This window comes from Pseudomonas sp. LBUM1645 (assembly GCF_059716185.1).
This window is the reverse complement of the sequence record NZ_CP166811.1, coordinates 2,829,508-2,842,088: the sequence shown is the minus strand read 5'-3', so window position 1 is coordinate 2,842,088 and position 12,581 is coordinate 2,829,508. Positions and strand designations below refer to the sequence as shown.

The following is a 12,581-nucleotide window of genomic DNA, read 5'->3' as shown; positions in this document are numbered from 1 at the left end:
TCACATATCGTATACGAAATTCACAATACGATATCCAACAGCACTTTCCGACAACGAGGCCTCTATGAAAAACCCCGCATTTGCCGTAGCCCTCAGCGCTGTTCTCAGTACTTCCGTTATCGCCACCGCACAGGCCGACAAGCTCGACGACATTATTGGCTCGGGCAAGCTGCGCTGCGCCGTGACCCTGGACTTCCCACCCATGGGTTTTCGCGATGCAGGTAACAACCCGGCCGGTTTCGATGTGGACTACTGCCACGACCTGGCGAAGATCCTCGGGGTCGACGCCGAAGTGGTTGAAACGCCCTTCCCCGATCGAATTCCGGCGCTGGTCTCCGGGCGTGCCGACGTGATCGTAGCGTCCACCTCCGACACCCTTGAACGGGCCAAGACCGTCGGCCTCACCGTGCCGTACTTCGCCTTCCAGATGGTGGTGCTGACCCGCGATAACACCGGCATCAACAGCTTCGCCGATATCAAAGGCAAAGCCTTGGGCAACACCAGCGGCACCTATGAAGCCATCGCACTGGAAAAAGACGTGAAGAACTGGGGCACAGGCACCTTCCGCGCCTATCAGTCGCAGAACGACACGCTGCTGGCGGTCGCCCAAGGTCACATCGACGCCACTGTGGTCACCAACACCGTGGCCGCTGCGACGATCAAGTCGGGCAAATACAAGAACCTGAAAATCGCCGGTAACGCGCCGTACACCATCGACTACGTGTCCCTGGGCGCCAAGCGCAGCGAATATGGTCTGCTCAATTACCTCAATCTGTTCGTCAATCAGCAGGTGCGCAGCGGCCGCTACAACGAGCTGTTCACCAAATGGGTCGGCACCGAAATTTCACCCACCGACCTGACCGTGCCCAAGGTCTATTACTGAGGTGTCCGGCATGCCTAGGCCAACCTCTCTGACCGGTCGCAGCCTGGTCGCCGGCGCCGCACAAGGCGCCTTGCTGTTCGCCGATGTCGGGCTGAGTTTCTGGGGCGGGGTCGATCCATATAGTGGAGAGATCATCGACCGTCACCACCCACTGAGCGGCGAACATCTGGCCGGTCGAGTGCTGGCGATTCCCAGTGGTCGCGGCTCGTGCACCGGCAGCAGTGTGCTGATGGAATTGATCAGCAACGGTCATGCGCCGGCCGCGCTGGTGCTGGCCGAACCCGATGAGATCCTGACCCTGGGCGTGCTCGTGGCACAGACCATTTTCGAGCGTTCCCTGCCGGTGCTGTGCATCGGCCGGGAGGCCTTCGCCGCCTTGCGCGGCAAGGCCTATGCTCGGGTCGAAGCCTCAATGGTGACCCTGTTCGAACACCTGCCGGGCGATGCCTGGCAGGCACTCGACAGTCCGTTGCAGACCGCAGAAAAAATCACCGCTATCGAACTCACCGAACACGATCAGGCGCTGCTCGACGGCGATCATGGCAAAGCCACCCAAGTGGCCATGCAGATCGTCCTGCGCATGGCTGAACTGCAAGGCGCCCGCCACTTGGTGGACGTCACCCAGGCGCACATCGACGGCTGCATTTATACCGGACCCGCGAGCCTGCGCTTTGCTGAACAGTTAGTGCAGTGGGGAGCAAAAGTACGGGTGCCAACCACTCTCAATTCGATTTCCGTCGACCAGCGCCGTTGGCGCGAGTTGGGCATTGATCCGGCGCTCGGTGTACCGGCCAGTGCCTTGGGCGATGCGTACATGGCGATGGGCGCACAGCTGAGTTTCACCTGCGCACCCTACTTGCTCGACAGCGCGCCGAAGGCCGGCGAGCAAATCGTCTGGGCCGAATCCAACGCCGTGGTGTATGCCAACAGCGTGCTCGGCGCACGCACCCTGAAATACCCGGACTACCTGGATATCTGCATCGCCCTGACTGGCCGCGCGCCCCTGATCGGATGCCATCTGGACGCGCAACGTAAAGCGAGACTGCAAATCGAATTGCCGGTTTTGCACGAGCTGGACGATGCCTTCTACCCGCTGCTCGGTTACCACATCGGTGCCTTGGCCGGCAGCCGGATTCCGCTGGTGTTGGGGCTGGAACAGAGCAAGCCGAGCCTGGACGATTTGAAAGCCTTCGGCGCCGCTTTCGCAACTACCTCCGCCGCGCCGCTGTTCCATATCGCCGGGGTGACTCCGGAAGCACTCGACCCGACGCAGGTGCTGGAGGCGGATGCCCATCTGCCGGTGGAAAAAATCTGCCTGAAGGATTTGCTGCTCAGCTGGCGCGAGCTCAACAGCGCCCGCGACAACCGGGTGGATGTGGTCTCGCTGGGCAACCCGCATTTCTCTCTTAGCGAATTCGCGCATCTGGCGCGGCTGTGCCGGGGTCGACACAAACACCCCGAGGTGGTGCTTGCCATCACCTGTGGTCGTGCGGTGCTGGAGCAGGCCCGCGAGGCTGGGCATATCGCGGCGATCGAAGCCTTCGGCGCGACGCTGGTCACCGATACCTGCTGGTGCATGCTCGGCGAGCCGGTGATCCCGCTGGCTGCCAAAACCTTGATGACCAACTCGGGCAAGTACGCCCATTACGCACCCGGCCTGGTGGGCCGCAAGGTGCACTTCGCCAACCTCGCCGAATGTGTCGATGCCGCCTGCAGCGCCACGGCCAGTGGTCGTTTGCCGGCCTGGCTGCAATCGGCCGCCTCTCTGGAGAGCCCCGCGCATGTTTGATTACACCTTCCAATGGCGCGCGACCCTGCGCGCCCTGCCGGACATGCTCGCCGGCGCCTGGGTCACCTTCGAGACCGCCGCGCTGTCGATGATCTTCGGCGTGCTGATCGCCCTGGCCCTGACGGTGATGCGCGAAACCAAACAGCCGTTGTTGCGCGGCATCGGTAACGGCTGGGTATCGATCGCCCGCAACACCCCGTCGCTGTTCCAGATCTACGTCCTCTACTTCGGCCTCGGTTCGCTGGATTTGCATGTCAGCTCATGGTTCGCGCTGCTGGCCGGGATCACCTTCAACAACGCCGGTTACCTGGCGGAAAACTTTCGCGGCGGCCTCAAGGCTGTGCCGGGTACGCAAGTGCGCGCCGCGCGATCGCTGGGCATGAGTGCCTTTCAGGCTTACCGGATGATTATCGTCCCGCAGCTGCTGCGAATCGTCTTCTACCCGTTGAGTAACCAGATGGTCTGGGCGGTCTTGATGACGTCGCTTGGGGTGATCGTCGGGCTGAACAATGACCTCACCGGCGTGACCCAGGACTACAACGTCAAGACGTTCCGCACCTTCGAATATTTCGCCATCGCCGCGGCGCTGTATTACCTGATTGCCAAGGCGATCGTCGCCGTCGCCCGGCTGATGGCCTGGCGGTTGTTCCGTTACTGAGGAGGAGACCATGTTGACCACCAGTTTTTCCTGGAATGACCTGTTGTTCTTGCTTGATGGCGCCTGGGTCACTCTGAAACTCACGTTCTGGTCGATCATCCTCGGCTCCTTCGCCGGGTTGCTGTTCGGCTTGCTGCGGGCGCTGTTGCCGCGCGCCAGCCTGCCACTGGCCTGGGTGCTGGACGTGTTTCGCAGCGTGCCGTTGCTGATCCAGTTTGTGTTGTTCAACTCGTTGAAAAGCATCGTCGGTTTGAACATCAGCGCTTTCAGCGTTGGCTGCATTGTGCTCGGGGTCTACGCCGCCGCGTACTTCACCGAGATCGTGCGCAGCGGCGTGCTTTCGGTGCCGTTCACTGTGCGCCGGGCCAGTCGCTCGCTGGGCCTGAGCTTCCTGCAGGACCTGCGCTGGATCGTTCTGCCGATGGCCACGCGGGTGGCCTTTCCCGGCTGGCTGAACCTGGTCCTCAGCGTCATGAAAGACACCGCGCTGGTGATGTGGATCGGCATCGTCGAACTGCTGCGCGCCTCGCAAACCATCGTGACCCGCATTCAGGAACCGCTGCTGGTGCTGTGCATCGCGGGCCTCATCTACTACGTCATGAGCCTGGTGGTCGCTCGCCTCGGCGCTCGTCTGGAAAGAAGGTGGCAAGAAAATGATTGAGATCGACAACGTACACAAATCCTTCGGCAACCTCGAAGTGGTCAAGGGCGTCAACCTGACGGTGAACAAGGGCGAGGTGGTGTCGATCATCGGCGGCTCCGGCTCGGGAAAATCGACCCTGCTGATGTGCATCAACGGCCTGGAACCGATCCAGAAAGGCAACATCCGCGTCGACGGTGTCGAGGTCCATCACAGCGCCACTGACCTCAACCGTCTGCGGCAGAAGATCGGCATCGTCTTCCAGCAATGGAACGCGTTCCCTCACCTGACCGTGCTGGAAAACGTGATGCTGGCGCCACGCAAAGTGCTGGGCAAGAGCAAGGCAGAAGCCGAGGAACTGGCGGTTAAACAACTGACTCACGTTGGTCTGGGCGACAAGCTCAAGGCCTTTCCCGGCAAGCTCTCCGGCGGCCAGCAACAGCGCATGGCGATCGCCCGCGCCCTGGCCATGTCGCCGGACTACATGCTGTTCGACGAAGCCACTTCGGCCCTCGATCCGCAATTGGTAGGCGAGGTGCTGGACACCATGCGCATGCTCGCTGAAGACGGCATGACCATGGTTTTGGTGACCCACGAAATCCGCTTCGCCCGCGATGTGTCCGACCGCGTGGCGTTTTTTCGTAATGGTTTGGTGCATGAGATCGGCTCGCCTGATCAGGTCATCGGTAATCCGGTGCATGCGGAAACTGCGGCGTTCCTGAAATCGGTGAAATAACTAATGGCCCCATCGCGAGCAAGCTCGCTCCCACAGGGTTTGGTGGTGTACACAAAATCAGTGTGGGAGCGAGCTTGCTCGCGATGAGGCCCTAACAGACAAAACAAGGAGCAGACAATGCGCTCATCGAAAGTCATCCATGTAGTCAGCTGCCACGCCGAAGGCGAAGTCGGCGACGTGATCGTCGGCGGCGTTGCACCACCGCCCGGGGCTACGGTGTGGGAACAGTCGCGCTGGATTGCCAAGGATCAGACCCTGCGCAACTTCGTGCTCAACGAGCCGCGCGGCGGCGTGTTCCGCCACGTCAACCTGCTGGTGCCGGCCAAGGATCCTCGGGCGCAGATGGCCTGGATCATAATGGAACCGGCCGACACTCCGCCGATGTCCGGCTCCAACTCGCTGTGCGTGGCCACCGTGTTGCTCGACAGCGGCATCCTGCCAATGACCGAACCGCAAACCCGGCTAGTGCTCGAAGCCCCAGGCGGGCTGATCGAAGCGGTGGCCGACTGCCGTGACGGCAAGGTCGAACGGGTGGAAATCAAAAACGTACCCTCCTTCGCTGACCGCCTCGACGCCTGGATTGAAGTCGAAGGCGTCGGCTCATTGCAGGTCGACACCGCGTACGGTGGCGACAGTTTTGTGATCGCCGACGCCAAGCGCCTGGGCTTTTCAATTCGTCCTGATGAAGCGGCCGAGCTGGTCGAAGTCGGGCTGAAAATCACCCGCGCCGCCAATGAACAACTGGGCTTCGTCCATCCACTGAACCCCGAGTGGTCGCACATTTCCTTCTGCCAGATCGCCGCTCCCCTCGTCTATGAAAATGGCATCGCCACCGGCGCCAACGCGGTGGTGATTCAACCCGGCAAGATCGACCGTTCGCCGACCGGCACCGGCTGCTCGGCGCGCATGGCGGTGCTGCAGGCCAAGGGCTTGATGCAGGTCGGCGAACGTTTTATCGGCCGTTCGATCATCGGCTCCGAGTTTCACTGCCGCATCGATTCGCTGACCGAAGTGGCCGGACGCCCGGCGATTTACCCGTGCATTTCCGGTCGAGCCTGGATCACCGGCACCCATCAATTGCTGCTCGATCCGAGCGATCCGTGGCCACAAGGCTATCGACTGTCTGACACCTGGCCTGGGGCCTGAGCACAACCTTACAAACCCTCACCAAAAAACTCTGACAAACGGCTAGTAAAAACCCCTCGTAACTGAAAAAAGCACTGGCCGAGTCTTTTCACTTGCAATATCGTATACGAAATACAATTAACGAACCGGAGGCAACAATGAGCAAGCGCATTAACTGGAGTGGCGTCTTCCCCGCGGTGACCACTCAATTCAACGACGACTTCTCCATCAACCTGGAAAAAACCCACCAGGTGATTTCCAACGTGATCCGTGACGGCGTGTCGGGCCTGGTGGTGTGCGGCTCGGTGGGGGAAAACACCTCGCTGACCGCCGAAGAAAAAATCGCTGTGACTGAAGTCGCGGTCGACGCTTCCCGCGGTCGCGTGCCGGTGATTTGTGGCGTGGCTGAATTCACCAGCATCGCAGCGGCCAAAGTCGCCAACGCTGTGCGCCGGGTCGGTGTCGACGGGGTCATGCTGATGCCGGCGCTGGTCTACGGCTCCAAGCCGTTCGAGACCGCCGAGCACTACCGCTACGTGGCCAAGAACGCCGACGTACCGCTGATGGTTTACAACAACCCGCCGATCTACAAAAACGACGTCACCCCGGACATCCTGATTTCCCTGGCCGACTGCGACAACGTGGTGTGCTTCAAGGATTCCTCCGGCGACACCCGTCGTTTCATCGACGTGCGCAATGAAGTGGGTGACCGTTTTGTGCTGTTCGCCGGCCTCGATGACGTGGTGCTGGAAAGCATCGCCGTGGGTGCCGAAGGCTGGGTCTCGGGCATGTCCAACGTGTTCCCGAAAGAAGGCGAAACCATCTTCCGCCTGGCCAAGGCCGGTCGCTTCGCCGAAGCCATGCCGATCTACGAATGGCTGATGCCGATCCTGCACCTCGACGCCCGTGCCGACCTGGTGCAGTGCATCAAGCTGTGCGAAGCCATCGCCGGTCGCGGCAGCGCCCTGACCCGTCCGCCACGCCTGGCCCTGCCGGAAGCCGATCGGGTTTTCGTCGAGCAGATCATGGCCAAGGCCCTGGCCAATCGTCCGGAACTGCCGGACGTCGGTCTCTGAGTGATTGCCGGGCGGGTCCCGTGCGGACCCGGCCCGGCTGCCTGTCTTTGTGCCTCTACAGGAAACGTCAGCATGCCCAATCCTCACAGCACCTCCCGCGCAACCACACCCTCGGGACTTAAACGTGTCGTGGCTGCCGCCATGGCCGGCACCGTCGCCGAATGGTATGAATTCTTTCTCTACGGCACCGCCTCGGCACTGGTCTTCGGCCAGCTGTTCTTTCGCCAGACCGACAGCCCGATCGATGGCATCCTCGCCGCCTTCGCCCTGTATGCCGTCGGCTTTCTCGCCCGCCCATTGGGGGGGTTGGTGTTCGGTCATTACGGTGACAAGTTCGGCCGCAAACGCCTGCTGCAATTGAGCCTGGTGGTGGTCGGCATCACCACATTCCTGATGGGTTGCCTGCCCGGTTTCGACCAGATCGGCTACGCCGCGCCCGTGTTACTGGTGCTGCTGCGGCTGATCCAGGGCTTCGCTTTCGGCGGTGAATGGGGTGGTGCAATTTTGCTGGTGTCCGAACACTGCCCGGACAATCGCCGAGGCTTCTGGGCCAGTTGGCCGCAAGCCGGTGTGCCAGCCGGTAACCTGGTGGCGACCGTCGCGTTGCTGCTGTTGTCATCGAACCTGTCGGAAGAGCAATTCCTCGCATGGGGCTGGCGTGTAGCGTTCTGGTTCTCGGCGGTGGTGGTGCTGATCGGCTACTGGATTCGCACCAGCGTCGATGACGCGCCGATCTTCAAGGAGGCCCAGGCCCGTCAGGCGCAAAACAAGCAACAACAATTGGGCGTGGTCGAAGTGCTGCGTCATCACTGGCGTGCGGTGCTGGTCGGTATCGGCGCGCGGTTTGCCGAGAACATTCTCTACTACACCGTCGTAACCTTCTCGATTACCTATCTGAAACTGGTGGTGCACAAGGACACCTCAGAGATTCTGTTTCTGATGTGCGGCGCGCACCTGCTGCATTTCTTCATGATCCCGCTGATGGGTTATCTGTCCGACCTGGTTGGGCGCAAACCGGTGTACCTGACGGGTGCGATCCTCACCGCGTTCTGGGGTTTCATCGGCTTCCCGATGATGGACACCGGCAACAACTGGCTGATCATCGGGGCAATCACCCTGGGCCTGGCAATCGAGTCGATGACCTACGCGCCCTACTCGGCGCTGATGGCCGAAATGTTCCCGACCCACGTGCGCTACACCGCGTTGTCCCTGTGCTACCAGGTGGCTCCGATCTTCGCCGGCTCGTTGGCGCCGCTGATTGCCCTCACCCTGCTCAACAAGTACCACAGCTCGACACCGATCGCCTGGTACCTGGTTGGCGCCGCGTTGATCTCCATCGTCGCCGTCGGTTTGACTCGAGAAACCCGTGGTAAGTCGCTGCATCTGGTGGATGCCGAATCGGCTGCGCGCATTGCCGCTCTGGATACCGCCGAAACCGCCACCGCACGTCGGGGTGATTCTCTGGCTTGACCTCAATACGCAACCTGTAGCAGCTGCCGCAGGCTGCGTTCGAGCGCGTAGCGGTCGTCAATACGGGCGATACGGTGTGACTGAGACACGGCGTTGCATGGTTTTACGACGGCTTCGCCGCCGAACGCAGCCTTCGGCAGCTGCTACAGGTCATGCGCTGCACCTGGCAACGTATTTAGCTTCACATTCCGACAGGAGTTATTCATGCCCCACATCATCGGCCACAACTACATCGGCGGTGCGCGCAGTGCCGTCGGCAACATCACCGTGCAAAGCCATGACGCGAGCACCGGTGAAGCGTTGCCCTATGCATTCACGCAAGCCACCATTGAGGAAGTCGACGCCGCCGCCCAGGCCGCGGCGGCAGCCTACCCGGCCTTCCGCAACTTGCCGGCGAGCCGCCGTGCGGAGTTTCTCGAGGCCATCGCCGCGCAACTGGATGCGCTGGACGATGAGTTCGTTGCCCTGGTCACCCGCGAGACGGCGCTGCCAACCGGGCGTATTCAGGGTGAGCGCGGTCGCACCAGCGGTCAGATGCGCCTGTTCGCTCAAGTCCTGCGCCGTGGTGATTTCTATGGCGCGCGCATCGACCGGGCCTTGCCCGAACGTCAGCCGCTGCCACGGGTGGATCTGCGTCAGTACCGGATCGGCGTCGGCCCGGTCGCGGTGTTCGGTGCGAGCAATTTCCCGCTGGCGTTCTCCACCGCCGGTGGCGACACCGCTGCCGCCCTGGCCGCCGGTTGCCCGGTGGTGTTCAAGGCCCACAGCGGGCATATGGCGACTGCCGAGCTCGTGGCCGATGCAATCATCCGCGCCGCCGAGCAAACCGACATGCCCAAGGGTGTGTTCAACATGATCTACGGCGCGGGTGTCGGCGAAGCGTTGGTCAAGCATCCGGCGATCCAGGCGGTGGGTTTTACCGGCTCGCTCAAGGGCGGACGCGCCCTCTGTGACATGGCCGCCGCACGGCCTCAGCCGATTCCGGTGTTCGCCGAAATGAGCAGCATCAATCCGGTGCTGGTACTGCCCGAAGCCCTGCAACAGAGGGGCGAGAAAATCGCCAGCGAACTCGCCGCGTCAGTGGTGCTCGGCTGCGGCCAGTTCTGCACCAACCCCGGATTGGTGATCGGCATTCGCTCCCCTGAATTCAGCGCATTTATTGAATCGCTCAGCGCGGTAATGGCCGACCAGCCGGGGCAAACCATGCTCAACGCTGGCACGTTAACCAGTTACGCCAAGGGCGTGCAGGCGCTGTGGGCGCATCCGCACATCAGCCACCTGGCTGGCCGCGAACAACAGGGCAAGCAGGCCCAGCCGCAGCTGTTCAAGGCCGACGTCAGCCTGCTGCTCAATGGCGATCCTCTGTTGCAGGAAGAAGTGTTCGGCCCGACCACGGTGTTGGTGGAAGTGGCCGACAAGGCCGAACTGCAACGGGCATTGCAGAGCTTGCACGGTCAACTCACGGCCACGCTGATTGCCGAAGCCGGAGACCTGCAAACCCATAGCGAACTGCTGCCGCTGCTTGAACAGAAGGTCGGCCGGGTGCTGTTCAACGGCTACCCGACCGGCGTCGAAGTCTGCGATGCGATGGTGCATGGCGGTCCCTACCCGGCGACCTCCGATGCCCGTGGCACCTCGGTCGGCAGTTTGGCCATCGAGCGTTTCCTGCGTCCGGTGTGCTACCAGAACTGCCCGGATGCGCTCCTGCCCGAGGCGCTGCAAAACGCCAATCCGCTGGGCATCGCCCGTCTGGTGGACGGCAACAGCCATCGCGAACCGCTGTAAAACCACTTAATGAGCAGCGACCTCCTGTGGGAGCGAGCTTGCTCGCGATGGCGCCGCGTCAGTCAACGAAGATGTTGAATCTGATGGCCTCATCGCGAGCAAGCTCGCTCCCACAGGAGGACCGGGCTCCCCGCTTCACTCAATCCAGCAGTGCCTTCAAGTCGTTGTACAAGGCTTCGGGAATCTGCACGCCCTCCACCAAACTGCGCGCTCGCGCCTCGTAACGCCGTTGCGACGGCAAGCGTGCGCCCTGCCCTTGTATGCTCTGGAACATGACTTCGGCACGGGCCAGGTGCTGCTCGGTGGCCTCGCCGAGAAAGCGTCGCGGATCGAGGGCGATGATCAGCTCGCCATGGTACGGCGACGACTTGCTGCCCGCGTCGTAGGCCAGCGATTCGGCACTGGTCAGGTCACCAATCAACGGCCCGGCGATCAACTCCACCATTGCGGCCAGCGCCGAGCCCTTGTGCCCACCGAACGTCAGCATCGCGCCGGCATCGAGTACCACGTTCGCATCGGTACTCGGCTGCCCATCTGCATCCACACCCCAACCTTCAGGAATCGCTTTGCCGGCGCGTCGATGCAACTCGATCTCGCCACGGGCAATCGCACTCGTAGCGAAGTCGAACACAAACGGATCCTTGCCCGAACGCGGCCAACCAAACGCAATGGGATTGGTGCCGAACACCGGTTGATTGCCCCCCGCCGGCGCGACCCAGGCATGACTGGGATTACACGCCAGCGCCACCAGGCCGGCAGCCGTCAGCTGCTCGATCTCGACCCACAGGGCGGAAAAATGCACACAGCGATTGATCGCCAGCGCCGCAATCCCGTTTGCCCGGGTTTTCTCCTCCAGTAATGGCAGACCGGCCTGGAACGCCAACTGGGAGAAACCACCCGCCGCATCGACCCGCACAATCGAAGGGGCCTGGTCGATCACCCGTGGCTCGGCATCGGCCACCACCTTGCCGGCCCTGAGCGAATTCACGCATCCCAGAACCCGGTACAAACCGTGGGAGGCGCAGCCGTCGCGCTCGCCGGCAATCACCGTGGCGGCCACCGCCTGAGCGTGGGCAAGGTTGAAACCGTTGTGCAGCAAGATCGATTCGGCCAGCTCGCGAGCTTCGGCCAGGGACAGTCGTTTCATCATCAACTCCTTGAACAGACCGTCCAGACTGGCCCATTCAAGACGCCACGGCTTGATCGCTTTAGGCCCGGTCGACGACGAATTCGGCATACCCCGGCAACCCGACCATTCGTCGGCTGGGCCGCACACCACCCCTTGACAGCGATCGAGCTCTGCGCGAATATTATTTACATCGCATACGATACAAACGTATGCGACAGACAAACACCACCTATTGAAACGTTGAGGATTCATTCCATGAGCAAGATCGAAAAAGTACTGTTTACCGGCAAAACCCACACCACGTTCAGCGATGCGACCCGTGCCCACGGCAACCTCGACATCGAGCTGTCGTCGCAAGGTGATGCAAAACCGGCCCACGTGTTCGCAGCCACCCAAGCGCACCCGACCGCCGAGCAACTGTTCGCCGGTGCATGGTCGGCCTGCTACATCTCCGCCATCGAACACATAGCCAAGGCGAAAAAGGTGGTGCTGCCGGCCGATGTGTCCGTCGACATCGAGGTCGATCTTGGCCAGACCGGTCAGGCTTATTTCCTTCAGGCTCGATTCTTTGTCCGCTTGCCGGGCGTGGCACACGACGTCGCAACCGCACTGGCGCACGCCGCACACGAACTCTGCCCGTACTCGAAAGCGACGCTGGGCAACATCGATGTGGCAGTGAACGTCCTGACGGCGTGAAGATCGCTTTAATCCATTAAATATGTCGCGTGCGATATAAGCGCATACGAAAACAGTAAAAACTTAGGAAATCATCATGAGCAAGATCGAAAAAGTACTGGCCACCGGCAAAACCCACACCACCGTCAGCGACGCTGGCAACACCTCGCGCGGCCATGACGGCAGCCTCGACATCACCCTGTCGACGCCCGGCAACGCCAAGCCAGCCCACGTGTTCGCCGCCACCCAGCCGCACCCGACTGCCGAGCAACTGTTCGCCGGCGCCTGGTCGGCCTGCTACACCGCCGCCGTCGGGCTGGTGGCCGGTGAGATGAACGTGGTGCTGCCGTCGGATCTGTCCGTCGATATCGAAGTCGATCTGGGTCAGACCGGTGCGGCCTACTTCCTTCAGGCTCGATTGACCCTGCGCGTGCCGGGTTTGTCCCACGACATCGCGACGACACTGGCGCACACCGCCGATCAAATCTGCCCGTACTCGAAAGCGACGCGGGGTAACATTGACGTGGCCCTGAACGTCCTCACGGCATGACGCACCGCGCGGCGTTGCTATCGATCGGCATGGTCGATACGCCACTTATATCGTATGCGCTTTAA

General features: G+C 61.7%; 12 protein-coding genes. 11 read left to right on the top strand and 1 reads right to left on the bottom strand.

Features of this window, described 5'->3' with window-relative positions; translation table 11 throughout:
• The first annotated feature begins 64 nt into the window (after window positions 1-64).
• The 9 genes from ACA079_RS12765 (at window position 65) to ACA079_RS12725 (ending at window position 10,162) form a co-directional block, all read left to right on the top strand.
• Window positions 65-883, top strand: coding sequence for an ABC transporter substrate-binding protein (locus ACA079_RS12765; RefSeq protein WP_497703761.1), 819 nt, complete (start codon window positions 65-67; stop codon window positions 881-883).
• Between the two features lie 10 nt (window positions 884-893).
• Window positions 894-2,672, top strand: coding sequence for a cis-3-hydroxy-L-proline dehydratase (gene lhpI, locus ACA079_RS12760; RefSeq protein ID WP_497703760.1), 1,779 nt, complete (start codon window positions 894-896; stop codon window positions 2,670-2,672).
• Window positions 2,665-3,330, top strand: coding sequence for an amino acid ABC transporter permease (locus ACA079_RS12755; protein ID WP_008157202.1), 666 nt, complete (start codon window positions 2,665-2,667; stop codon window positions 3,328-3,330). The genes lhpI and ACA079_RS12755 overlap by 8 nt, the downstream gene beginning before the upstream one ends.
• Window positions 3,331-3,340: 10 nt before the next feature.
• A complete protein-coding gene (locus ACA079_RS12750) occupies window positions 3,341-3,991 on the top strand; it encodes an amino acid ABC transporter permease (protein WP_008157201.1) in 651 nt (216 codons plus the stop codon).
• Window positions 3,984-4,706 carry an amino acid ABC transporter ATP-binding protein gene (locus ACA079_RS12745; protein ID WP_008157200.1) on the top strand — a complete coding sequence of 241 codons (723 nt, stop codon included), beginning with the start codon at window positions 3,984-3,986 and terminating at the stop codon, window positions 4,704-4,706. Before ACA079_RS12750 ends, ACA079_RS12745 begins: the two co-directional genes overlap by 8 nt.
• A gap of 117 nt (window positions 4,707-4,823) precedes the next feature.
• The gene (locus ACA079_RS12740; RefSeq protein WP_076030925.1) at window positions 4,824-5,852 is read left to right on the top strand and encodes a trans-3-hydroxy-L-proline dehydratase; all 1,029 of its coding nucleotides are present in this window, start codon (window positions 4,824-4,826) and stop codon (window positions 5,850-5,852) included.
• Between the two features lie 137 nt (window positions 5,853-5,989).
• On the top strand, window positions 5,990-6,907 hold the full coding sequence (locus ACA079_RS12735; protein WP_033056590.1) for a dihydrodipicolinate synthase family protein: 918 nt from the start codon (window positions 5,990-5,992) through the stop codon (window positions 6,905-6,907).
• 72 nt (window positions 6,908-6,979) lie between these two features.
• Window positions 6,980-8,377 carry a fosfomycin efflux MFS transporter AbaF gene (gene abaF / locus ACA079_RS12730; protein WP_497703759.1) on the top strand — a complete coding sequence of 466 codons (1,398 nt, stop codon included), beginning with the start codon at window positions 6,980-6,982 and terminating at the stop codon, window positions 8,375-8,377.
• 204 nt (window positions 8,378-8,581) lie between these two features.
• Complete coding sequence (locus ACA079_RS12725) at window positions 8,582-10,162, top strand: aldehyde dehydrogenase (NADP(+)) (protein WP_497703758.1); 1,581 nt, start codon at window positions 8,582-8,584, stop codon at window positions 10,160-10,162.
• 139 nt (window positions 10,163-10,301) lie between these two features.
• Here ACA079_RS12725 and ACA079_RS12720 read toward each other — a convergent pair whose 3' ends face one another.
• The gene (locus ACA079_RS12720; RefSeq protein WP_497704318.1) at window positions 10,302-11,309 is read right to left on the bottom strand and encodes an Ldh family oxidoreductase; all 1,008 of its coding nucleotides are present in this window, start codon (window positions 11,307-11,309) and stop codon (window positions 10,302-10,304) included.
• Between the two features lie 237 nt (window positions 11,310-11,546).
• Here ACA079_RS12720 and ACA079_RS12715 point away from each other — a divergent pair, with 237 nt between their 5' ends.
• Together ACA079_RS12715 and ACA079_RS12710 are read left to right on the top strand one after the other, a co-directional pair.
• Complete coding sequence (locus tag ACA079_RS12715; RefSeq protein WP_497703757.1) at window positions 11,547-11,987, top strand: Ohr family peroxiredoxin; 441 nt, start codon at window positions 11,547-11,549, stop codon at window positions 11,985-11,987.
• Between the two features lie 76 nt (window positions 11,988-12,063).
• Window positions 12,064-12,516 (top strand): Ohr family peroxiredoxin, encoded by a 453-nt coding sequence (locus ACA079_RS12710; RefSeq protein ID WP_497703756.1) that lies wholly within the window; start codon window positions 12,064-12,066, stop codon window positions 12,514-12,516.
• Window positions 12,517-12,581 lie beyond the last annotated feature (65 nt).

Excerpts from the sequence above, each read along its gene's own strand:
- ACA079_RS12710 (WP_497703756.1), top strand. The coding sequence starts at position 12,064 with ATGAGCAAGATCGAAAAAGTACTGGCCACCGGCAAAACCCACACCACC.
- ACA079_RS12750 (WP_008157201.1), top strand. The coding sequence starts at position 3,341 with ATGTTGACCACCAGTTTTTCCTGGAATGACCTGTTGTTCTTGCTTGAT.
- ACA079_RS12725 (WP_497703758.1), top strand. The coding sequence starts at position 8,582 with ATGCCCCACATCATCGGCCACAACTACATCGGCGGTGCGCGCAGTGCC.
- ACA079_RS12740 (WP_076030925.1), top strand. The coding sequence starts at position 4,824 with ATGCGCTCATCGAAAGTCATCCATGTAGTCAGCTGCCACGCCGAAGGC.
- lhpI (WP_497703760.1), top strand. The coding sequence starts at position 894 with ATGCCTAGGCCAACCTCTCTGACCGGTCGCAGCCTGGTCGCCGGCGCC.
- ACA079_RS12765 (WP_497703761.1), top strand. The coding sequence starts at position 65 with ATGAAAAACCCCGCATTTGCCGTAGCCCTCAGCGCTGTTCTCAGTACT.
- abaF (WP_497703759.1), top strand. The coding sequence starts at position 6,980 with ATGCCCAATCCTCACAGCACCTCCCGCGCAACCACACCCTCGGGACTT.
- ACA079_RS12715 (WP_497703757.1), top strand. The coding sequence starts at position 11,547 with ATGAGCAAGATCGAAAAAGTACTGTTTACCGGCAAAACCCACACCACG.
- ACA079_RS12755 (WP_008157202.1), top strand. The coding sequence starts at position 2,665 with ATGTTTGATTACACCTTCCAATGGCGCGCGACCCTGCGCGCCCTGCCG.
- ACA079_RS12720 (WP_497704318.1), bottom strand. The coding sequence starts at position 11,309 with ATGAAACGACTGTCCCTGGCCGAAGCTCGCGAGCTGGCCGAATCGATC.
- ACA079_RS12735 (WP_033056590.1), top strand. The coding sequence starts at position 5,990 with ATGAGCAAGCGCATTAACTGGAGTGGCGTCTTCCCCGCGGTGACCACT.
- ACA079_RS12745 (WP_008157200.1), top strand. The coding sequence starts at position 3,984 with ATGATTGAGATCGACAACGTACACAAATCCTTCGGCAACCTCGAAGTG.